Origin of the sequence: Rudanella lutea DSM 19387 (genome assembly GCF_000383955.1) — a bacterium.
GTDB lineage: Bacteria > Bacteroidota > Bacteroidia > Cytophagales > Spirosomataceae > Rudanella > Rudanella lutea.
On record NZ_KB913013.1, the window covers coordinates 3,033,105 to 3,056,193 of the forward strand.

The following is a 23,089-nucleotide window of genomic DNA, read 5'->3' on the forward strand; positions in this document are numbered from 1 at the left end:
CCGCTATTTCAACAGATACGCAACTAAATCGGCCAGTTGCTGCTCCGACAAACCCAGCGCAGCGGGGTCGGGCATGAGACTGGTGGTGTACTGCTTCCGCGATGCAATTTTGGCCGTGGGAATTGTGTGCTTCTGACCAGCAACATCTTTTATAACCACGGCCTGCGCTCCGTCGGAAATCAGAAACCCGTAATACGTCTGGCCGCTTTTGGTGGTCAGCAGCCAGGGCTCGTACCCAAAAGCCAGGGCGGTACTGGGGTTGATGATAGCATCGAGCAAGCCATTTTTATCGAACTTATTGTGAATTTGGGTCAACTCAGGACCGATCTCGGCCCCACGCCCGCCATGCTTGTGGCAGGTAGCGCAACTCGCCCCAAACACTGCAGCCCCCGCGCCCCGGTCGCCCTGAAGCGATGCAACAGTAGCCACTGAGAGGGTCTTCCCGGCACCGCCCGAGGCCGTGAGGGCTGGCCGCTCAAAATAAGCCTCGGCCATGGTTCGGACACTCGCTTCGGGGTTCTGGAAAATCAAGGTGCCAACCCGTTTTTTGAGGTGTTCGGGCAGTTTTTTATCGGCTACTAACCCAACCAGCAACTTGCCCCCTTCGGTATCCTGCGCCATTTGCCGCACAATTTTGTCTTTGTCCGTCTCCGACGTGTACTCGTCCATTAACCGCTGCCGAAGCGTGAGCATTTGCTTCGCTTTCTCCTCGGCGGGCGTCAGCTGGGTGGGCATCGCTTCCTCCCAGTTCAGCAGGTTAGCCCAATCGTTTCCGCGCCGAAAGTTGAGCCAGTAAGCAGCCTGCCGGGCCACGGTGGTATCGGTTGCTTTGCCCAAATTGAGCATGGCCCGGGCAGCTTCAGGCGTTTTAATAAAACCCAGAGCCGTAATAGCCTGCCGACGAGCCACCGGAGACAGCGACGCAGCCCCTGCCCGACGGGCCAGCAAACCCACACTACCAGCCGGATGCAATTCCCAAACGAGGTTGGCCGTTTTCTCATCCCACGCTACCGGATCGGTAGGCAAGGCTGGACGGAGGGCTTCAAATACGGCCTCCTGCTTGCCATCGGCCGCAATACCGAGGGCTGTCAGATAATACCGGTCCTGACCATCGTACTGTCTAATCAACGTGGCCAGAATATCATTGCACTGGGTATAGGGTACATCGCGCAGGGCAACGGCTACCTCCCGGCGCACCGCTGCCGAGGGGTCAGCAGCGAGTTGACGGCATAGGGCGGGCACATCGCCCCCCTGCGAGCGCAAAGCCCGAAATGCCGTGAGCCGCAGCTGAGCGTCGGGGTTTTGAAGGAGTTCATTCACCTTACTCTGCCCCTTTGCCCCCAGTTGGGCCAGCAACCAGACGGCCCGTGCCCGCACATAGGGGTTATCGGCTTTCAGGAGTTGGGCCACGGGCTTCACGGCCTTTTCGCCCTGTTGTCGGAGAGCTTCAAAGCCCAATACCCGCACGTTCACGGCCGGGTTTTTGAGCGCTTCAATTTGGCCCGCCATGCGGCTCAGGTCGAGCCGGGGTGAGCGCAATTGCCGACCTTTGGGGGCAATGCGGTAAATACGGCCGTAGCCTTTTTTATCGCGCATGGCGTGCCCGCCCACAATGGGGTCGTACCAATCAGCAATGTACAGGGCACCGTCGGTCCCCACGGCCACGTCGCTCGGTCGAAACCATTTACGGGTATCATCAGCCACCTCGTTCCATTTGTACTCACTATCGACTTTAGGGAACGTGCTGATAAAATCGGTGCGGTCGAGCCGAAAACCAGCCCCCTGCGGCTCCGGCTTGTAGCTGAAAAGCACATTCCGACCGGCTTCGCAACTCAGCAGCATTCCCCGGTAAGCGGGGCCGAGAGCATCGCCTTCGTAGAACACCATGCCCGTGGGCGAGCCAGCCCCGGTAATGTCGCCCGCTGGCAGTACACCGGGGTCTTCCTGATGCCAGTGAGCCACCGGAATCGGCTGACCGGGCCGTTGGTCGCCCTGCCAGTACCGGGTGCCGTCTTTGCTGAAATAACCCGCGTCAGATCCTTCCATGAGCCAACTGGTGCGGCAGGCCACTACCTGATCGTCGTTATCGTTCTGCCACATATTACCGTACGAATCCAGGCAGGTTTCGTAATTATTGCGGAAGTTGTGCGCCATGACCTTCAGGCCGGTACCGTCGGGGTTAATCCTCAGGGCCATACCACCTACCCAGACCCGGCCATCGTCACTGACCTGATTACCGCGGTTAACTTTATTGTAGGGAGTTCCGCCCACGTACAGGCTACCCGAGCGTAGGGTCCAGCCAGCTTTGTCGGTTACTACGTGTGGCCCGGCATTTCCGGTATTGAAGTAGTATTTGCCATCAGGCCCGGCCACAAGGGCATGTAAGGCATGGTCGTGGTCGAGACCACCAAAGCCCGTCAGAAATATCTCCCGCTTGTCGGCTTTATCGTCGCCGTTTTGGTCAGTGTACACAAACAGATTGGGCGCGGCCGACACATACACTTTATTGCCCAGCACCGCAATTCCGAGGGGCGACACCAGTTCTTTGTCCTGCACAAACACGGTTTGTTTGTCGGCCTTACCATCAGCGTTGGTATCTTCCAGAATCACCACCCGCTCGCCTTCAGCATGGTTCAGGCGGGTTTCGGGCTTGTTGTTGAAGTCTCGATAATCAACGGCCTCGGTCACCCAGATTCGGCCGCGGGCGTCAACGTCGATATTAGTAGGGTTATATAGCATCGGCGACTCAGCCCAGAGCGTCGCTTCGAGATCATCGGGGAGATAAAGCGTTTCGGGGCCTTCGACCGGACGGGCGGCCGGGCACAATAACAGCAAAGGAAGTAGACTCAGGAGGGTTTTCATGGCGGAAGTGGGGAGAAGGATAGACAGACGTTAACCAAACAGTTGCCGGGCCGCCCGGTTGTTTTCGAGGTAACTTTCGAGCATAGGCTTACCCTTGGGCACCGCCCCTTCGAGTTGCAGCCAGCCCCGATACCCGATGGCGTCGAGGGTAGCCCGCACCCGTTTCATGTCAATGACACCCTGCCCAATGAGGTAGTCGTTTTCTTTGATATGCACCTCACAGATGTACTGCGTGCCGAGGTCGCGCATTTCGCGGAAAATGTCGTAGCCCATCACGGTCGAGTTGCAAACGTCGTAGTACACTTTCACGGCAGGAGAGCCCACGGCCTCGATAATGGCCAGGTGTTCGGGAGCCGACAGCCACGACTCAATGCCCAGCACAACACCCGCCTTTTCGGCTTTGGGCGCTACTGCTTTGAGCCGGTCGATGACAGCTTGTGTGCCTTTGGGATCGTTTTTAAGGTCGTTTTTCCCGAAGAAAGCAAGCAAAATCGTTTTTACGTCCAGAGCCTTAGCCACATCGACGCTATCCTGCACCCAAACTTCGGTGCGGGCCTCCGACTTGTACGGCACCTCGTTGAGAATACCCAAAGCCAGCCCGCCAATCTGCACACCTGTTTGCCGGGCGGCCTCTCGGTACTGTGCCTGCCGGGCAGGGTCGCGCAGGTGGACCTCGTCTTTGGTCGAGTTGAGGCTCACCTGAATGCCGTCCAACCCGATTTGCCGGGCCGTATCGAACGCCTTGAGCGAAGCCTGCCCCCCGATGGACCAATCACAGGCACCAATGAGAAAGTTTTGTTTTCTTTGTAACTTGTTGGCAGTACTTGATTCCGCTAAGATGGGCGAAACCACCGACGCCCCGGTTACGGTCACGGCTTGTTGTAAGAAGGTTCTGCGGTTCATAAAGGAACAGGCTGATCGTAGCGTTTACATCTCAAACTTTACATTTTTTTTACCCCATTCCAACCTTTTGGCGGTGAGCGGAATCTTTATGGTGTCAACATTGATATGCTGAGCGAATATGATCTGGTAGAAGGGTGCCGAAAACAGGACCGGGCGATGCAGCGACAGCTCTACGAGCGGTTTGCCAGTAAGCTCTTTGTCGTCAGCAAACGATACACCAAGGATGCCACCGACGCCGAGGACGTATTGCAGGAAGCTTTTATCAAGATTTATCGGTTTATTGATCAGTTTCGGTTCGATTGCCCGCTTGAAGCCTGGCTTAAGCGGATCGTGATCAACACCGCCCTGAAGTACATCCGCACCCAACAGCCCTGGAGCCAATCGACCGACATTGAGGAGTTAGCTCCTCTGCTGGCCCAGGCCGACCAGAGTTTACCAACCCTTAACTATCAATATTTACTGGCTCTGATTCAGGAGTTACCACCGGGTTGCCGAGCGGTATTTAACCTGTACGCTATTGAGGGGTATAACCACCCCGAAATTAGTGAGCTGCTGAACATTTCGGAAGGAACATCCAAATCGCAATACGCCAGAGCCCGCGCTCTGCTACAACATAAAATTCAATCGGACGGCCGGTTTACCGAACCCCGCCCGGCAGAACAGAAAAATTGACAATGGCTGAATTCGACGAATATACCTTTTTACCCCCGCAAGGTACCGGCGACCCGGACCTTCGGCGGCTTTTCGACGAAGCCGCCGAGGCCCCACCGCCCCGTGTCTGGGACGCCATTGAACGAGAGCTGGACGAAGACGACCGCGATCGGGTGGTGGTTATTCCGTTCTGGAGCCGCCCGGCTACCTGGGCGTGGAGTGCGGCTGCCGTTGTAACTCTGCTGCTGGTTGGCTGGTGGAGTCTGCGCAATGCGGGCGACCACCCCATGCAGGCCGCCCCGTCGGTAGCGGCCCAATCAAACACCAACGAGTCAAGCATGGCCCGACCAAACGTGGCCCGACCAACTGAAGCCGAACCTGGCGTGCAACCAACCCCGGCGAACCAGCTGGCCCAGACAGGCGCACGAGGAAACCGCCCTACGCGCCTTTCGTCTCCGCAAGGGTCGGCCCCGGTAGAGGCTCCGGCGGGTTTGTCGGAACCAAGCCCACGGGTGTCGGATGCTGACTCTCCGGCCGTAATCGCGCAGGCGGGTAAACCCCAAAACGCCGACATCGGCAACGTGCCGGCAGGATTGACCGGAAACCCAACCGATGCACTGGCCCAAAACCAGGGCGCAGGTTCCAAAACGCCCCGCCGGGCTACGGCGGGGGCAGGAGGGGTACCAACGCCCCCTCGCTCTCTGGATGGCCCAGCCGGAACGCCCCCTGATGAGCTGGCTATCGCCCGCGTGAACGAAACAACAGAAACGGCATCGGCCCTGCCGCCCGCAGCTTCAAACCCGGTAGTGGCCCAAGGTGCCTCATCGGTCGCCGAGCCCGTGGCCATTGCCAGTCTGGACACCCGACCGTTTCGGCCCAATACCATGTATGGCACCCAGCGGATTGTTTGGTTCCGGCCGGACGAAGACCTATCGGCTCCGGCCGAACTGACACAGAGCCGACAAAAAGCCGAACAGTGGGCGTCGGTGAGCGTTACCCCTTCGTCGTTCAACCCGACGGTTGGGCTCAAACCAGCCCTGACAACGTACGGCAATGCCTTTGCGCAACTGGGCAATGCAGCGGTTGCCGACTTGTCGCTCAAGAGTGAGCCAAACCGGTCTATTGCGTACCAGATTTCGGCCGGACGTCAGCTGGGCGAGCGGTGGTCTATTGAAACAGGCGTTGGGTATCTGGAGGCCCGGTCGACGGTGGTAAGCCCTACGCAGACGCTCGTAGCAAGCATGGTTGGCAGCGCAAATCGTTCGTCGAGCCTCTACGCCGATGTGTTGCAGAACAGCCGGCCGAGCACATCCAACGACCGGACCTCGAACACGCCATCCAAAGGAGGCACCTCGAACCCCTTGCAGAACAGCAATGTTTATGATGCACAGATAGCGCAGAACCTGACCAACAATTACACGTTTGTACAGATACCCGTGCAGATGGGCTTTCAGCTCCGGCCCCGCAAGCGGTTTGGCATGTCGCTGCTGGGCGGTCTCCTGACCAACCTGTTTGTCCGCAACACTGTAAACGATCAGATTAGCGTCACCAACAGCGACGGCGTGTACCGGCCCGTAACGCTTTCGGCTTCAACAGGCCTGCGTTTTCGGTACCGGCCCACCGGCCGCTGGTCGGCTTCTATGGCGGGGATCTTTCAGCAGGCGCTACAGCGAGGCACCCGCGAAAGCTCCGATCTGACCATTCGACCCCAGACTATGGGCGTCAGCGTGGGCTTGGACTACCATTTTTAACCATACAATTTGTCATGAAACCACTCTTGCTTTTTTTGCTGCTGCTCACCGGAGCCAGCCAGTGTGGTGACTCCGCCACCGCCCTCGACCCCGTCTCCGACGAACTGGTGGTTCGGTCGGGGACTTCATTTGGCATGTGCATGGGATACTGCGTGAAACGACTTGAGCTGGCAGGAACCAAGGCTATCTTCACCCAGGAAAGCCATATTGATAAGCAACGTTACCCGACCAAGTCATGCCAGCGTGCCATCAGCCAGGAAAAGGCAATGAACCTCAAAAGCATGGCCCGGTTCGACGCCTTTCAGAGACTCCCGAAGCGTTTCGGTTGCCCCGACTGTGCCGATGGCGGTGCCGAATTCATCGAGCTGCAACTGGGCGATCAGACCCACCGAGTAGAGTTTGAATACGGCAAAACTATTCCCGGCTTCGAGGCACTTGTACGGGATTTGCGCGCTCAGCGAGCTGAATTTGATACGTGTAACTAACCAATACTCAACCATGAAACCCATACTTCTGAGCATATTCTGGTTGCTGCTGGCTTCGTTCAGCAGCTGCGACCGACCGGGCACAGCTATCTCCCCCACTGATGCAACGAGCCCCTTGGGCAACTGGACACTCAGTAGCCCCGCCACTCCATACAAGATTACGTTGGAGGTAGCGCTCAAAAGCACCGAGGGAGGCCTCACGCAATATCAGCTCACCGGCCTATCGGCAGTAAACTCCTACGGAGCAGTGGCTGCTGTTGGAACCGACGGCTCGGCACAAGTGGGTAGTGTGGGCGCAACCAAGCGGGGCGGCCCCGAAGACGCCATGCGAACCGAAAATACGTACTTCACAAGCTTGCAGCAGGTAAACCGGGTAGAGTTGGTAGCCGGAAAGCTCCGGTTGCACTCGGCTCACCCAGACTGGCCCTTGCTCCAGTTTACCAGGTAACCCCCCTTTTTTCGATTGGATGCTTTTTAGCGAAATCACCCAATCCTCTTTACCGACTCTTTTGTGCAAGATCGATCGTCCGGTGGCAAGAAGGCCGCCGGACGATTTTTTGTTTTTTTCGCTTGCGTTCCAACCGTTTACATCGATTCGGACTCTTGTGGTTATATCCTTAATCAATGCTCTGTATGAAGCGAATTCTCTACTCAATACCGGTGCTCTTTTTGGCCCTTTTTGGGGTAGCCTGTACAGACAAGTGTACCGAGACCCGCACTTTCCGACGATTCACACCCGTTACATTGACCCTGGCACAGGTACGGCAGGGTATCGGCTCCGAGGCCCCACGCACGCTCCAGAAACCCGGCAAAATTTACACGAAAGACGGCTTCCTGTTTATCAATGAGCTCAAAGAAGGCATCCATGTAATCGACAACCGTAACCCTAATGCCCCGCAAATGGTGAGCTTTATCCGGATTCCGGGCAATGGAGATATGGCCGTACGCAATAACATTCTGTACGCCGACAGTTACATGGATCTGGTGGCGTTCGATATTAGCGACGTGAAAAACATCCGTCCCGTCAACCGGGTCAACAACATCTTCCCCAACGGGCAGTTTGAGGGCGGCTACTGGTACATCAATCAGGCCACCGGCGATGTGCAGGATCAGCGGGTCGATTACGTGACCGAACAGGTGCAAACCAATTGCCAGGACAACGTAGGCCCAACCGGCGGCTGGTGGGGTGGCGCGGTATTTTTCGATACACGCGGTATGATGAATGCGGCCCCGTCGACATCAGGGGGCGGTGGTCAGCAGCAATCGACCAACGGCACGGCTGGGTCTATGGCCCGATTTGCCCTGTACAACAATTACCTGTACACGGTCAACTCAACCGAAATGCAGCTGTTCGACATTCGAAACCCGGCCGACCCGAAGGTGGGCAACAAAATCCAGATGGGATGGGGTATCGAAACCATTTTCCCTTACAAAGACAAGCTGTTTATTGGGTCACAAACGGGTATGTTTATTTACGACAACAAAAACCCCGAAAAACCCGAACGCCTGTCGGTATTCCAGCACGCCCGCGTCTGCGATCCGGTGGTAGTGCATGAAGACAAAGCCTACGTTACCCTCCGCTCGGGCAACACCTGTCAGGGCTTTACAAACCAACTCGATGTAGTCGATATTTCGAACCTGCTCAACCCCAAACTCATCAAAAGCTACCCCATGCGCAACCCGCACGGCCTGGGCGTCGACTTCCCGAACCTGTTTATCTGCGAGGGCGCTTACGGGCTCAAATCATTCGACGCCAGTGACGCCCTTAACATCGACAAAAACCTGCGGGAGCATATCAAAGACATCGACGCGTACGATGTGATACCGTTGGATAAGTCGTTACTCATGATTGGTCGCGATGGATTCTATCAGTACGACTATAGTAACCCGAAGCAGTTGCGGCTGATGAGCAAAATACCGGTAAAGAGACCCAACGCCATTAGCTAAAAACTCGTATGAAGGGCGTGAAACTTTTGCTTTACTTGTGTGTCTTATGGCCACTTTCGGCGTCACAAGCTCAGTCAGTTGGCTCAAAATGGCCGTTTTTCCATCATAGCGAGGTGGGCGGGCTGTTTGGCCGGGTGGTTTCGGGGGCCAACCTCAACGAAGTGGTGGAGAACCGCACCAACCTGTCGGTTCAGACACTCAACGGCGTTCGTCTGAACAAACGGGTGGCTGTTGGCGGGTTAGTGGGAATGGACTGGTACACCGGTGCTTTGCTGACACCGGTGGGCGTTGGCGCCCGGTATCAGTTCACCCGGCCCTCAGACCAAAATCTGAGTGCGTTTGTTAGCGCCGATGCTGGGTACGGATTTAGTTGGTTCGATAAAAGCTCGACCGGGTACACTGTTCGGGGAGGTTTGATGCTTAACCCCGGCGTGGGAATCCGGCTTGGCAAACCCGGTAAGGGCGGCTTCACGGTGACGTTTAGCTACAAGCGGCAGGAGGCTCAGGTGGAGAAGCCGCTACGGTGGGGCGAGATAAAGCGCGACGAAACCCGGATTTACAACCGGCTCTCGATTCGGGTCGGTGTCAGTCTCTGATTGAACGATGTTACCAAATAGTTGCACTTTATCATCGCTATTGGCCACTGGCTCAATAACCTAAAACAGGACCCGAACCTTGTCGTTCGTAATAGTGAATATGAATACTCCAGAGACATACAAGTTTGTTTTTCTTACTCGCGTTGACCAGACTGTTATGAAAAACATTGTTCTGCTTCTAATCGGCAGCTTACTATTTATGCTTTGCTACCAGCTGACCCGTCGTCAGACGGCCTACGTGAATGCTAATTCGGCCAGTGTTCAGCCATTCCAGAAGCCAAACACCGGACCGGCATTTGCTCAGTCGGACAAATCATTAGTGATGCAGATGGCCCGTTTCTAACCGGCAGACCGAACCGCACACCAACATCAACAGAAAGCCCCAACTCGCAGGAGTTGGGGCTTTCTGTTTTACTACGTATGATTTGTTTGGGTTGCTTAAGCCACCTCAAACTTGCTCTGATTACGCTTACGCTCGTTCTCGTCGAGGTAAATCTTACGCATCCGCATCGACTTGGGCGTTACCTCCAAATACTCATCTTTCTGGATGTACTCCAGGCACTCTTCGAGTGAGAAGCTGATTTTGGGGGCAATCTTCACGTTATCGTCCGAACCTGAAGCCCGCATGTTGGTGAGCTTCTTGGCGGTTTGTACGTTTACCACAATGTCATTCTGACGATTGTGCTCACCGATTACCTGACCGGTGTACACCTCTTCGCCCGGATCGACAAAGAACACACCCCGATCCTGAAGCTTATCGATTGAGTACGCAGTAGCCGGACCGCTGTTCATGGCAATGAGTGAACCGTTGATCCGCTCAGGAATGGCTCCTTTGTACGGCTCGAAGCTCTTAAACCGGTGCGTCATGACGGCCTCACCAAAGGTTGCCGTAAGTACGTTTGAGCGCAGGCCAATCAAACCCCGCGACGGAATCTCGAACTCAAGGTGTTGCAGGTCGCCTTTAGGCTCCATGATGAGCAGTTCGCCCTTCCGCTGCGTAGCCAGTTCGATTACCTTACCGGCTGTTGCCTCGGGTACGTCGACAACCAGTGTCTCGACGGGCTCAAGGCGCTGACCGTTCTCATCTTCTTTGTAAAGTACCTGTGGCTGACCTACCTGGAGTTCGTAGCCTTCCCGACGCATAGTCTCGATCAGAACCGACAAGTGCAGAATACCCCGGCCAAATACCAGGAACTGATCTTCACGGTCTGTTTCCTGTACGCGCAGGGCGAGGTTTTTCTCGGTTTCTTTAAACAACCGATCCCGCAGGTGGCGCGACGTCACAAACTTGCCTTCTTTACCGAAGAAAGGCGAGTTGTTGATCGTGAACAACATGTTCATGGTCGGCTCATCCACCGAAATCCGGGCGAGGGCTTCGGGGTTTTCGAGGTCAGTGAGGGTATCGCCAATCTCGAAATCGTCCAGACCTGTCACGGCGCAGATGTCGCCACAATTTACTTCGGCTACTTTCTGCTTACCCAGCCCTTCGAACAATTGCAGTTCTTTGATCTTAACCCGCTTGATGCTACCATCGGCTTTGGCTAAGGCCATGTTGGCACCCTCTTTGAGCGTACCCCGCACAACCCGCCCAATGGCGATACGACCTACAAACGCCGAATAATCGAGCGACGTCACCTGCATTTGTGGGGTTCCCTCTACAACAGGTGCAGCCGGGATGGTCTCCACAATGGTGTCGAGCAGGTAGGTGATATCTTCGGTTGGTTTTTTGGGATCGGGGCCCATCCAACCCTGCTTCGAAGAGCCGTACACCGTCGGGAAATCGAGCTGATCTTCGGTAGCGCCGAGGTTGAACATCAGGTCGAACACCTCCTCGTGTACTTCGTCGGGGCGGCAGTTTTCTTTATCAACCTTGTTGATCACCACAATGGGTTTCAGACCTAGCGAGAGGGCTTTACCCAATACAAAACGGGTTTGGGGCATGGCGCCCTCAAAGGCATCGACCAGCAGGCAAACGCCATCGGCCATCTTCAATACGCGCTCCACCTCACCCCCGAAGTCGCTGTGACCGGGCGTGTCGATGATATTAATTTTCACGTCCTTATAACGGACGGACACGTTTTTGGATACAATGGTAATGCCGCGTTCACGCTCCAGATCGTTGTTGTCCAGAATCAGTTCTCCAAACTCCTGATTCTCGCGGAAGAGCTTTGATGCGTGGATAATCTTGTCGACCAGTGTTGTTTTGCCGTGGTCAACGTGGGCAATAATGGCAATATTTCGGATAGACTGCATATCGCTGTTTTTCTGGCCGCAAAGGTACGCAATTCTGCGCTGAAAAACAGATTTTTACAATTTATTAATGACAATTAAGCCCCTGATGCTTGATTGGCCTTATTATTATTCAATTTGGCTTTTAACCCACCCGCCCAGCGTCACATTTTTAACAGCGAAAGGCCCATATCTCAGGTAGGTTATGGCGGCATTGAACCACGCTTTTCGTTAATGCTTCGGGCAACCGCAGTCGTTCTTTTTGAACAGCCCCCACATAAAACCTTTCTTCTTTCGGAAGCCTTTCCGTTTCCGCTTGAAAATCATTTCCTCTTTAGCAGATACCGTCGTCTCAGCCGATTGACTTACGGCCGCGCTGGCAGGTGCCTCAGCGAGCACCACCGTAGCCACAGCAACCAGAAATAACACGTTCTTTTTCATGCCCTACGTCTCTTTGTACACTAAACGATTTTGGGATAAAATTAGCGCATTCTGATGCAGAACCCAAGCTACCGGTTTTCCAGGCGAGTACCGGGACCCTCGGCCACAAAAAAACCCTACCCCGCGGGGTAAGGCTCCAAAACCAGGTTTATGTGTTACCTCGGTCCGCGTGAGCCTCCCCGAGGGCCACGACTCCGGTTCCCGTACGCATTTCCGTTGCCGGGGTTACCGTAACGGGCTCCGGGGCTCGACTTGTATTTGTAGCGCGGTGCAGGCACCACATACGTTCGCTGCTGCACAATAACCGGCGGACGGCGGTAGTGACCATAGGGGCGATACCCGTAATACGGGCGCTCATAATAGCCGGGTCGATGGCCGTAGCCCGCCCGGGTGTTGACGTATGTTGGCCCACAACTGGTAAGCAACGTCGCCAGTAATGCAACCATCAGCAAAGAGCCTCTTTTCAGTAGTTTCATGACTTATACGTGCGTTAGTTTTTCATCATGCACCTATTAGACAAACGAAAAAGCCCAACGTTTAGTTGGGCTCTTACTGAATGGGCAAAAAAGTTTAGATTAGGCCTTCAACCGGCTCTTGAGGTAGGTCAGAGCCCGCTTGTACGCGTCTTCGGTAGCCTCTTTATCGAATTTCGGGTTGCTCGGGTTCGCAAAGGCATGGTCGGCCTCGTACATTTTCACCTCGATTTTCTCACCCGCTTTTTTCATGTTTTCCTCAAACTGCCCGACTACCTTGGGTGAGATGAAGCCGTCTTTGCTCGCAAACAGACCCAATACGTCGGTTTGGAGTGTTTTAAGCTTCTCAACGTCCATCTCGGGGAAACCGTAGTACATCACGCAGCCTTTGGCCTGCTTTCCTTCCAGAATAGCCGACTGCAACGACAGCCCTCCGCCAAAGCACCAACCCACGCTGGCAATCTCGGCCTTTGGCCCGGCGTAGGCAATAGCCCCTTTGATAATTGCGTTCAGCCGGTTTTTGTCGGCGCCCTGCATCAGCTTAGCGGCATCTTCCTGCTTGGTCGCTACGGCCCCATCGTACATATCGACCGCCAGCACGTTTACGTCTGACAGGTCACCATGGAATTTCTCAGCCTCTTTCTTAATGTAGTCGTTCAGACCCCACCACTCCTGATACACAAACAGCCACTTGTTGGAGGGCTTTTTGGCTTTGAGCAGGAATCCGTTGGCCGCCTTGCCATCGGGTGCATTAAACGTAATCATTTCGCCGGCTGCGCTCACGTAATTGAACGGCAGCGGTTCGGCGTGTTGTGCCCGGAAAGCGGGGTCCCCGGCAAAATCGGCCATGTCGGTTGCGCCCCCGTGGCAGAGTGGAATGGTAGCTGTATTCGTTTGCTTGATTTCGGTAGGTGCTAACAGCGAAAACACCAGCGAAACGAGTGAGATAAAAACAATTTTCATAGAGAACGATAGTTTTCAACGTAAACTCGAAATACGGGCCAACGGTTAGGTTAGCCCGTAAAATACTAAACAAACCGGTTACAAAGGGGTTTTAGGCCTTCACGAGTTCGATGACCGTGATCTCGGGCAAAATACCCACCCGGCCCGGATAACCCAGATACCCGAAGCCCCGGTTTACGTACAATTGCTGCTCGCCCTGCCGGTAGAGCCCCGCCCACTGCTTGTACACATACTGCGAGGGACTCCACTTCAGGTCACCGATTTCCACCCCGAACTGCATACCGTGCGTATGCCCGGCAAACATGGCATCTATATCCGGAAACTGAGTCCGCACCTGTGCATCCCAGTGGCTGGGATCATGCGACAGAAGGAGTTTAACAGGGTACTCTTCGGTACCGGCATAGGCTTTGGCCAGATTCCCATACTTAGGCCAACGGTCGCCAGCCCCCCAGTTTTCGATACCAATCAGGGCAATCTTATCGCCGTTCTGCGTGAATACACGGTTTTCGTCGAGCAGCAGATTCCAGCCCATCAGCCGGTGAGCCTCTTTCAGGTTGTTCAGATTCTGTTGTTTCGCCTGCTGGCTGGGCCAGGCTACGTAATCGCCGTAGTCGTGGTTACCTAGGGTCGAGTACACACCCAACGGGGCTTTCACCTGCCTGAAGATAGGCAGGTAGTCTTCCACTTCATTGGCAGTATTGTTGACCAGATCACCCGTAAAAAATACCATATCGGGCTTTTCGCTCAGGAGCATCTCAACGCCCCCTTTCACCGCTGTTTTATTGAAAAACGAGCCGGAGTGAATATCTGACAGCTGCGCGATACGCATCCCCTCAAACCCCGAAGGCAGGTTTTTGAGGGCCAGTTTTACCCGCCGGATGCGGTAGTCGTGCGCGCCCGACAGAATACCCCACGTGAGGCTTACCAGCGGCACAGCCCCGGCCACAAGTGCCGTTTTCATCAAAAAATCCGACCGACTGATTACATCGGTTTGGGGCATGGTTGGGCGGGTAACATCGTCGGCAGCTTCGCGCACGTCGGGCCGGTAAAAGAGCGAAACCACCCACCTGAAAAACCGCGCGATGTCGTCGATAAAGATAAAGAGCACGGCAATGACCTTCGAGAAATACGGAATCATGACTCCCGCGTACAGGAACGTGCGCGTATGCCGGTCGAAGTAATCGGGCGGGGAAAGTTGCATAAACAGAAACACCCCCACCGACAGGGCCGAAAAGCCCCAGTATGCGAGGGCGATGATGCGCTGAGCCTCATCAGACAGGCTCCGGCTAACGGTACGGATGGCCTGATACACGTACCAGTCGATAAACAGGAAGACCAGACTGATGACCAGAAAAAAAAGGATACGATTCATATTCGGGAGTTCTTACGAGTCGGCCGGTCAGTGCGGGACACACTCTTGTACAGGACGCTAACCGGTTGAACGGGTTTAAAGTTTTTGTCATGCCTGGATTCCGGAGGTCGGTTCTATACCGTTTAAAACCAAACAATGGAGGCTGAATAAACCAACCTCCATTGTTTGCTCACCGCAGACAGGGCATTTATGCCATCTCTACCGATGGCTCTTTCTGCATCTCCAGCGCGGGGTCTTTCTTCCCGAACCACTTCATCCGGATTCGCTCATTTACCCAGTACATACAGGGTACAATTACGAGCGTCAGAACGGTGGAGAACGTCAGACCGTAAATAATGGTCCAGGCCAGAATATTCCAGAACACCGCACTGTCGCCACCAATCAGGATATTCGGGTCGAAATCGCGGAAGAGGGTCACAAAGTCAACCGTGAGGCCGAGCGCCAGCGGAATCAGACCCAGTACGGCGGCCGAGGCCGTCAGCAATACGGGCGTGAGTCGGGTAGCCCCGCCTTCGATGATCGCTTCGCGGAGCGGCATACCCCGGCCCCGAAGTTCATCGATAAACTCAATGAGCAGGATACCGTTTTTCACCACAATACCCGCCAGGGCAATGATACCCACGCCCGACATGATCACCGAGAAGGTTTTGCCCGTGATCATAAAGCCCAGCAATACCCCAATCAGCGATAGCAGAATGGTGAAGAAGATGATGAGCGGCTTCACCACCGAGTTGAACTGCGTGGCCAGAATCAGGTAAATAAGCAGAATAGCCACCCCAAACGCCATAACGAGGAAGTTGGCCGACTCCTGCTGATCTTCCTGCTCACCACCCAGCTTTACGGAGTAACCGTTCGGAATCTCCATCTGGTTGATCACCTGCTGGATCTGCTGGTTGATCTGGTTGGCATTGGCCCCCGGCACTACATCAGAGCTGAGCGTAACCAGACGCTCCTGATTCTTGCGGTTGATCTGGTTAAACGTGGTTGAGTAATTGATGTTAGCCACCGCCGACAAAGGCACCTGCCGCAGTTGCCCACCCAGATTCATGTCGCGGTACACTACGTTGAGGCTCAACAGCCGCTCAATCTGACTCCGGTCGTCTTCTTTCAGGCGCACCATGATCGGGTACTCGTCTTTGGCGTCACGGAACTTCGAGATTTCGGTACCAAACAACGCCGTCCGGATAGCAAAGGCTACCTGCTGCGCCGAGATGCCCTCCCGCTGTGCCTTCTCTTTATCAATGTTGATAATGATTTCAGGCTTGTTGGTAATCAGATCCGATTTCAACTGATCGATGCCTTCGATACCCGCCCGCTGAATCTCAGCACGCACCTGCTTCTCAAGGGCCGACAGTTGACCAAAGTCATCACCCGCAATTTCAATTGAAATAGCCTTACCCGTTGGTGGGCCGTTGGCTTCCCGTTCAACCGAGATTTCGGTTCCCGGAATACCCTGTACAGCTACCCGAATCTTGTTCAGAATGGCTTCGGACGAGCGGCCACCCCGGTCTTCGTTTTTCACGAATGCTACCGTCACTTTCGATTTCTGGGGCGTGGCATTCCGGTCTGGGTTGAAGGGGTCGCCCGCATTTTTGCCGACGTTGGCAATTACGGAGTTGACCATATCTTCGGCCTTTTCGTCTTTCAGAACCTTAAACACCCGCTGTTCGATAACCCGCGTCACCGAGTCGGTGATACGCGCATCGGTGCCTACGGGCATTACGTTGTACACGTACACATAGTCGGGCTCACCGCTCGGGAAGAAAATCACCTTCGGCTGTACAATTCCCAGCAGAACAAACGTCCCGATCAGGAGCACAAACATGCTCAGGATAGCGCCAACCGGTCGCCAGCCCACCAGCACCCACGAAATCAGTTTCCGGTAGCCACGCATTAAACGGGGCAGCCATTTGTCCTGAAATGGCACGATGATCCGGGGCGTCAGAACGTAGTGGTTGAATACGTACAGGATGATGAAGGCCACAAACATATTGCCGATACCCCGGTCAATGACGTAGCCGATACCAGCCAGAACCGTCATGATAATGAGCGGCCGCTTGATCGTGTTAAAGCTGGTGTCGGCGTCTTCGCCATGCTGCTCGTCGTGCCGTTTCATGAACGATACCGCAAACACGGGATTCATAACGTAGGCTACAAACAAGGAGGCAAACAGGGTCAGAATGAGCGTGAGAGGCAAAAACTTCATGAACTCACCCACAATACCCGGCCAAAACAACAACGGGAAGAAGGGCGCAATCGTCGTGAGCGTACCCGAAAGCACCGGCACAAACACCTCACCCGCAGCGGCTTTTACCGACTGCTTAATGTCCCAGTCGCGGTGCTGATTGAACAGGCGGTGGGTGTTTTCGATAACCACAATGGCATCATCGACCACGAGCCCCAACCCCAGCAGAAACGCAAAGAGTACAATGGTGTTCAGCGTAAACGCGGTACCAATGGCCGGCCCGATAATTGGCATCAGTACAAAGGCCACCAGCGCCGAGAGCGGCACCGACAAGCCTACGAAGATGGCGTCGCGGATGCCCATGAAGAACATCAACACCATTACCACAAAGATAAACCCGAGCACAACCGTGTTGACCAGGTCATGCAACTCGGCCCGGGTCCGCTCCGATTGATCGGCCGTCACGGTTATATCCAGCCCCTGCGGGAACCGCTCCGTTTTGTATTCGTCAATCGTTTGCTCAATCCGGTCAGAGGCCGCAATGAGGTTGGCGCCCGCCCGCTTGATTACGTTGAGCGTGACAACCGATTTACCGCCCAACCGCGCGAAATCCTGCTGCTCTTCAAAGGCATCACGCACGTCGGCTACATCGCCCAACCGAACGGTTGCACCCGTAGCCGTCCGGATTTGCAGGTTTTGCAGCGCCTGTACGTCGGTAAACTCGCCTTTCACCCGCAGTGTCCGCCGAACACCCTCTACGTTGAGTTCACCACCCGATACATTTACGTTTTCGCCCTGCACGGCCTGCTGAATATCAAAAAAGGCCAGGCCCGCCGACTGCATTCGGGGCAGGTCGACGTTGATCTGAATTTCGCGTTTCAAGGCCCCGACAATATCAACCCGGCTAATCTCTGGCATGGCCTCGATCACGTCCTGCATGTCCTCGGCGTAGGTTTTCAGCTGATTGAGCGAAAAGTTACCGGCCAGGTTAATGTTCATGATCGGAAACTCCGAGAAGTTCACATCCTGCGCTGTAGGGCCATCGTCGAGCTTCTGAGGCAGGTCGCGCCGGGCTTTGTCGATGGCATCGCGTACCCGTTGCAAAGCCTCCGCCGTTTGCACATCGGGGTTAAACTCAACCGTGATGAGCGAGAAATCCTGCAAGGCATTCGACTTCAGGCGTTTTACACCCGAAATCGACTTGATCTGTTTCTCAATGGGTTTATTGATGGTGTTTTCAATGTCAGCCGGAGCCGTCCCGAAGTAAGCCGTCGTCACAATGATCGTCGGCACTTTGATATCGGGAAATTGCTCCTTCGGCAAGTTGTTATACACCAGCAGACCACCCAGTGTAACAATGAAGGTGAAGATGTAGATGGCCGTTCGGTTCTCTACGCACCAGTTCGTAAAACCAAGGGTTTTTATGTGTTCTGCTTTCATATCTGGAGGTGTTTACAGTTTCCAGTCTACTGTTTTCGGTTTCCGACACACGATACAATCGAGTCAACAGTTCAGTATTCACCCAACTGAAAACGGTAAACAGAAAACTGTAAACTTTCTAAAAGTTAATCGGTGTTCCGTCCGTCAATTCCTGATAGCCCTTGGTCACCAACTGATCCCCCGGCTGCAGGCCCGCTACAATCTCAATCTGTCCACCGTAACTCTGTCCTGTCGTAATCTTGCGTGATTTAGCCACTTTCTTACCTCCCTCATTGACGGCCACATAGACCAGTTGCCCGGTTTCCGTATTCTGAATCAGGTTTTGGTTAATCACTACGGTATTGCTCTTGTTCACGTCGTTGATCTTCACCTGCGCCAGCATATTCGGCTTGAGCGCGTTGTCCGACGGCAGCGGAGCCTCAATGGTGAAAGTCCGGCTCAACGGATCAACCGTCGTCGACACAAAGTTGATGCGAGTCCGCAACTCTTTGTTTACATCGGGGAACCGAACAATTACCTCATCACCTTTGCGCACGCTACCAGCATACGTATCGGCCACCTTCGCGACCACTTTCAGCTGCGCCAGGTTTACGATCTGAAACATCGGCATACCAGGTGCTCCCATGGTACCCACTTTAGCAAACACTTTGTCGACAACACCCGAGATAGGGGCTGTTACGTTCGATTGGCTCAACTGCGATTGTAACGTAGCCAACCGGCGCTCCAGAGCCTCCTTGTTATTCTTCGCCTGGAGGTACTGTATTTCGGTTCCGATCTGCTGCTTCCAAAGATTCGACTGCTTCTCAAAAACTGTGTTAGCCAGCGAAAGCTGCGTCCGAACCTCTTCTACCGATGTCCGCAGCACCTGATCGTCCAGACGGGCCAGTGTTTGACCGGCCCGCACCGCCGACCCTTCAACTACGTTGACAGCCAATACCGTTCCGCCCGACTTTGGCGACACCTGTACGTTGTTCTTCGCGTCGATTGTACCCTGCAACTCCACGTAACGCCGGAAGGTAGTAGTGGCAATTGGCTCTACCACCACGTCTTTTACCCGCGCGGCTTCTTTCTTTTTCGGGTCCAGTTTAGCCAGTTCCGACTCCAGTCCGCGAATCCGGGTGTTCAGGTCAGCCTGCTCCGATTTGAGCTTGGCCAGCTCTTCGCGTTTGGTTTGCAGGTCGTCTTTTTTCTCCCCACAGGCCGCCAGTGTAAACACCAGCGCACTTAAAATGTAGTATGATTTCATGCTTTTCCGTGTATGATTTCGGGCAACCCCAAGGGTGCCAGCTTCCGTGTTCAACTTATTTATTGTCCCGTGTACAACCGACCCAACGACTTGTCCTGATCAATCTTTGCGATAAAGAAGTCATACAAAGCCCCGAAGTAGTTCGTTTGTGCTTCGCGAAGGGCGGCTTCGGCATTCAACACCTCAATGCTCGACCCAACGCCCTCTTTGTATTTGATCCGCGTCACCCGAACAATCTCCTGGGCCAGTTCCCGGTTACGCTGTTGCGTCTGTAAGCTCTGTAAGCCATTGTTGAGCGTAATGCTCGACTGCCGAATCTGTAGATCAATCGAATTCCGCAGCAACTCGCTACTGTTCTGAATTTTCTGCAACGTAATGCGCTTTTGGGCGATCTGATTCCGCTTCAAAAACCCATCGAAAACGGGCACCTGAACACTCAACCCCAATGTTGAGAAATTGAGCCAGGGCGCGTTAATCACTTGCGCGATCATATTGCGTCCACTGTTGTAGCCATAGTTGATAAATGCAGCTACCGTTGGGTAATAGCCCTTTTGCGTAACCTCAATATCCTGTTGGGCCAACTTCACCTGCGTCTCCAGCGTTGAATATTCAATGCGGCTTCGGTACTGAAACGTTGGATCCGGCGTGATTAACTGCCGCAAATCGGCCACATCCCGATCCTGCAACTGCTCAGATAGCGTGATCTCGTCGTTTACAGTCAGCCCCATCTGAAACTTCAGTAGGGTATAGCTCAGCTCAATCAGGTTTTGCACGTTCTGACGCTCAGCCCGCAGGTTGTTGGCTTGCACCTCCAGTCGGCTCACATCGAGCTTCTCCACAAACCCTTGCTGATTCAACGCCCGGGTTTCATTCAACAGCGTATCAAGTCGGCCGATGTTATAGTCGAGCAACTTAGCCCGTTCCTGCGCCACCAGCACACTGTAGTATGCTTTTGCCACTTGCTCAGCTACCACCACCTTCGATGCCTGTAAATTGCGCTGAGCCAGCTCCCGGTACGTAGCGGCTGCCCGCAACCCCACGTTTAACGTAGCACTGTAAATGACCTGATTCAAGCTCAGGGCCGCATTACCTGAATATTTCACCCCAAACTGCACAGGCACAGCGGGCGCATTCGGGTCAAAGAAATTAGCGGGTAAGAACGCACGCTGAATGATCAGGTTATCTGTCAACGAAGCACTCGCGGCAACCTGTGGCAAAGCCGATGCCTTGATTTCTTTGATCCGAGCCTCGGCACTTACAGCATCCAGCTGACTGTTACGTACGTTGATATTCTGGCGTACAGCAAAGTCGATTGCTTCCTGAAGCGTAAACGGCCGCCCCGTTCCAGGCTTTCCTGAAGCGGTCAACCCGGTTGGAGCAGCCCCCAAGCCCGAATTAAAGGTAGAAATCACCGTTGGTTGCAGATTAACCGCCCCATTTGCTCCGTTAATCGAAGGGGTATTTCCCGCGTTCGATACACCAGGTTGCGAAGGCACTGCTACCCCCGTTCCCGGCGTGACACCAGGCTGAGCAATCACCGCTCCCGTTCCAGCCGGTTGCTGTGCCCCCGGCTGCTGACCGCTTGCCGCGGCTCCGGTTGGTTGCTGCCCTACACTGGGCTGTGTAGGTGCCGAGCCCGTTGGCGTTTGTGCAGTTGCCACCGCTCCCCACCATCCTGCCAGCAACCACAGAATAGCCGAAAAAATAGTACTACTTGTTTTCATAAATTATAGGTTGTACTCGTTCACTTCTCTGTTTCAGGTTATTGTATATTTCAAAGCCTTTCAGGGTCAGAATCCCGCGCACAAAGTGATGATGCAATTGATCCTGCACCACATACATGTCTTTGTGATGCGGAAAAATTTGCTCGTCAAAACCAATTTGTAGTAACTCTACACGTAACCGGGCCATGGTTTCCAAATCAATATCTGGCCGGTACAAACCCTCCTCAACGCCCCGTCGTAAGTTCGAAATGATGTCCTTGATGATTTGATTTTCTTTGTATTCCAGAAAAACCCCCCATGCTTTTGGGTAATAGCGTTGAATATCCAGCATGACGCTCGGGTTGATTTCATCGGCATGCCGACGCATCATATCCGACACCAACATCAACTCTTCTATTGGATTGCCAGCAACCGCGTTCAGTTGGCAAACTTCATCGACCTCATTTTCAATGTGGTACTTAACTACGTGAAAGACGATATCCTCTTTATCAATAAAATGTTGGTAGATCGTCTTTTTCGAAATCGCCAAACGACGGGCTATATCGTCCATGGTTATGGTACGCACGCCGTATTTCCAAAAAAGGCGTTCAGCCTCCTCAATAATCTTCTCTTTCATCTTAGCTGACTTTCAACTAAGAAACCTTGGAAACTCTCGATAAGTTCAAAGTTTCCAAGGTACTTTTTGACCGGATTTTATGACTTTATTTAGATCAACAAAAAAATTCTAAGGGAAAGTAAACGGCTCATTGGTTGCGCAACGATAGTAGACTAAATGCGGTCTGAAACATTGGCCACGCGCAATTTATTATGGAGAAGCTAATAAGAATGAAAACCAGCAACGTCCGCGCTTTAGCTGATACAACGCCGTGATGAAAGATGAGGCTAATATTGTTCTATGATGCAGGTGTCTAATCGGTGACTTGCCCGGTCAGTGGAGACCTGCCTGCCCCTCCCCGCCCCCCGTAAACGCGAAAAGGGGGTGTCACCTCTTCCGAGATAACACCCCCTTCGCTTCAATAACTAGAGGTGGCAGCTTCCTACTCTCCCGGATTTGACTCCAGTACCATCGGCAGCACGGGGCTTAACGGCTCTGTTCGACATGGGAAAAGGTGTTCACCCGCCATAACACCACCAACCTCCTAGTAACTTCACAGAGTCTTCACACCCACAGAGAAAACAAGTACAATATCCTAACCCTACAACCAACCAACTAACCAATCTGCACACATCAACACACATCAGGCTCATTAGTACGGCTCAGCTCCACGGCTCTCACCGCTGCCACCTGCCGCCTATCAACGTTCTCGTCTCGAACAGCCTTCTTTTGGAACTCTCATCTTCGGGCCAGTTTCGCACTTAGATGCTTTCAGCGCTTATCTTAACCCCACGTAGCTACTCAGCCGTGCCTGCGGCCAAACAACTGATCCACCAGCGGTGAGTCCATCCCGGTCCTCTCGTACTAAGGACAGCCCCCGTCAGAATTCCTGCGCCCACCACAGATAGGGACCGAACTGTCTCACGACGTTCTGAACCCAGCTCGCGTGCCACTTTAATCGGCGAACAGCCGAACCCTTGGAACCTTCTCCAGCCCCAGGATGTGACGAGCCGACATCGAGGTGCCAAACCTCCCCGTCGATGTGAGCTCTTGGGGGAGATCAGCCTGTTATCCCCGGCGTACCTTTTATCCTTTGAGCGATGGCCCACCCATGCAGTACCACCGGATCACTATACCCTGCTTTCGCACCAGATCGGCTTGTGAGCCTCACTGTCAAGCTCGCTTTTGCTATTGCACTCCACAAGTGGTTACCAACCACCCTGAGC

General features: G+C 54.0%; 18 protein-coding genes and 2 rRNA genes (1 of these 20 running past the window's edge). 7 read left to right on the forward strand and 13 right to left on the reverse strand.

Going from position 1 to position 23,089, the window contains the following annotated elements:
* Positions 1 to 3 precede the first annotated feature (3 nt).
* The gene (locus tag RUDLU_RS0112505; RefSeq protein ID WP_083940573.1) at positions 4 to 2,862 is read right to left on the reverse strand and encodes a PVC-type heme-binding CxxCH protein; all 2,859 of its coding nucleotides are present in this window, start codon (positions 2,860 to 2,862) and stop codon (positions 4 to 6) included.
* A gap of 30 nt (positions 2,863 to 2,892) precedes the next feature.
* Entirely contained in the window at positions 2,893 to 3,765 is an 873-nt protein-coding gene (locus RUDLU_RS0112510) for a sugar phosphate isomerase/epimerase family protein (protein ID WP_019988734.1), read from the reverse strand.
* Positions 3,766 to 3,870: 105 nt separating this feature from the next.
* Between RUDLU_RS0112510 and RUDLU_RS0112515 the strand changes: the two genes are divergently transcribed.
* The 7 genes from RUDLU_RS0112515 (at position 3,871) to RUDLU_RS0112545 (ending at position 9,538) form a co-directional block, all read left to right on the forward strand.
* Positions 3,871 to 4,437, forward strand: a complete 567-nt coding sequence (locus RUDLU_RS0112515) for an RNA polymerase sigma factor (RefSeq protein ID WP_019988735.1) — start codon at positions 3,871 to 3,873, stop codon at positions 4,435 to 4,437.
* Between the two features lie 2 nt (positions 4,438 to 4,439).
* Entirely contained in the window at positions 4,440 to 6,167 is a 1,728-nt protein-coding gene (locus RUDLU_RS0112520; protein ID WP_027303002.1) for an anti-sigma factor, read from the forward strand.
* 14 nt (positions 6,168 to 6,181) lie between these two features.
* Positions 6,182 to 6,652, forward strand: coding sequence for a hypothetical protein (locus RUDLU_RS0112525; protein ID WP_019988736.1), 471 nt, complete (start codon positions 6,182 to 6,184; stop codon positions 6,650 to 6,652).
* A gap of 13 nt (positions 6,653 to 6,665) precedes the next feature.
* On the forward strand, positions 6,666 to 7,100 hold the full coding sequence (locus tag RUDLU_RS0112530; protein WP_019988737.1) for an META domain-containing protein: 435 nt from the start codon (positions 6,666 to 6,668) through the stop codon (positions 7,098 to 7,100).
* 185 nt (positions 7,101 to 7,285) lie between these two features.
* Positions 7,286 to 8,599, forward strand: coding sequence for an LVIVD repeat-containing protein (locus RUDLU_RS0112535; RefSeq protein WP_019988738.1), 1,314 nt, complete (start codon positions 7,286 to 7,288; stop codon positions 8,597 to 8,599).
* A gap of 17 nt (positions 8,600 to 8,616) precedes the next feature.
* On the forward strand, positions 8,617 to 9,195 hold the full coding sequence (locus tag RUDLU_RS0112540; RefSeq protein WP_245581668.1) for a hypothetical protein: 579 nt from the start codon (positions 8,617 to 8,619) through the stop codon (positions 9,193 to 9,195).
* A 157-nt stretch (positions 9,196 to 9,352) separates the two neighbouring features.
* Complete coding sequence (locus tag RUDLU_RS0112545; protein WP_157580181.1) at positions 9,353 to 9,538, forward strand: hypothetical protein; 186 nt, start codon at positions 9,353 to 9,355, stop codon at positions 9,536 to 9,538.
* A 95-nt stretch (positions 9,539 to 9,633) separates the two neighbouring features.
* Here the strand turns inward: RUDLU_RS0112545 and typA are convergent, their stop codons facing one another.
* From typA to RUDLU_RS0112595, 11 genes are all read right to left on the reverse strand, one after another.
* Positions 9,634 to 11,448: a translational GTPase TypA gene (gene typA / locus RUDLU_RS0112550; protein ID WP_019988741.1), complete on the reverse strand. Its 1,815-nt coding sequence runs from the start codon at positions 11,446 to 11,448 to the stop codon at positions 9,634 to 9,636.
* A gap of 207 nt (positions 11,449 to 11,655) precedes the next feature.
* Positions 11,656 to 11,865: a hypothetical protein gene (locus RUDLU_RS0112555; RefSeq protein ID WP_019988742.1), complete on the reverse strand. Its 210-nt coding sequence runs from the start codon at positions 11,863 to 11,865 to the stop codon at positions 11,656 to 11,658.
* Between the two features lie 155 nt (positions 11,866 to 12,020).
* A complete protein-coding gene (locus RUDLU_RS29680; RefSeq protein WP_152125123.1) occupies positions 12,021 to 12,341 on the reverse strand; it encodes a hypothetical protein in 321 nt (106 codons plus the stop codon).
* 99 nt (positions 12,342 to 12,440) lie between these two features.
* On the reverse strand, positions 12,441 to 13,301 hold the full coding sequence (locus RUDLU_RS0112560) for a dienelactone hydrolase family protein (RefSeq protein ID WP_019988743.1): 861 nt from the start codon (positions 13,299 to 13,301) through the stop codon (positions 12,441 to 12,443).
* A 91-nt stretch (positions 13,302 to 13,392) separates the two neighbouring features.
* The gene (locus RUDLU_RS0112565; RefSeq protein WP_019988744.1) at positions 13,393 to 14,673 is read right to left on the reverse strand and encodes a metallophosphoesterase; all 1,281 of its coding nucleotides are present in this window, start codon (positions 14,671 to 14,673) and stop codon (positions 13,393 to 13,395) included.
* A gap of 187 nt (positions 14,674 to 14,860) precedes the next feature.
* Positions 14,861 to 18,298 (reverse strand): efflux RND transporter permease subunit, encoded by a 3,438-nt coding sequence (locus tag RUDLU_RS0112570; protein WP_019988745.1) that lies wholly within the window; start codon positions 18,296 to 18,298, stop codon positions 14,861 to 14,863.
* Positions 18,299 to 18,416: 118 nt separating this feature from the next.
* Positions 18,417 to 19,544, reverse strand: coding sequence for an efflux RND transporter periplasmic adaptor subunit (locus tag RUDLU_RS0112575; protein WP_019988746.1), 1,128 nt, complete (start codon positions 19,542 to 19,544; stop codon positions 18,417 to 18,419).
* Between the two features lie 59 nt (positions 19,545 to 19,603).
* Complete coding sequence (locus tag RUDLU_RS27415; RefSeq protein WP_019988747.1) at positions 19,604 to 21,268, reverse strand: TolC family protein; 1,665 nt, start codon at positions 21,266 to 21,268, stop codon at positions 19,604 to 19,606.
* Entirely contained in the window at positions 21,255 to 21,884 is a 630-nt protein-coding gene (locus RUDLU_RS0112585; RefSeq protein ID WP_019988748.1) for a TetR/AcrR family transcriptional regulator, read from the reverse strand. The genes RUDLU_RS27415 and RUDLU_RS0112585 overlap by 14 nt, the downstream gene beginning before the upstream one ends.
* A 408-nt stretch (positions 21,885 to 22,292) precedes the next feature.
* A 5S ribosomal RNA gene (rrf, locus tag RUDLU_RS0112590) occupies positions 22,293 to 22,404 on the reverse strand.
* Positions 22,405 to 22,495: 91 nt separating this feature from the next.
* Positions 22,496 to 23,089: ribosomal RNA gene (locus RUDLU_RS0112595) — 23S ribosomal RNA — on the reverse strand; it runs 2,238 nt beyond the window's last position.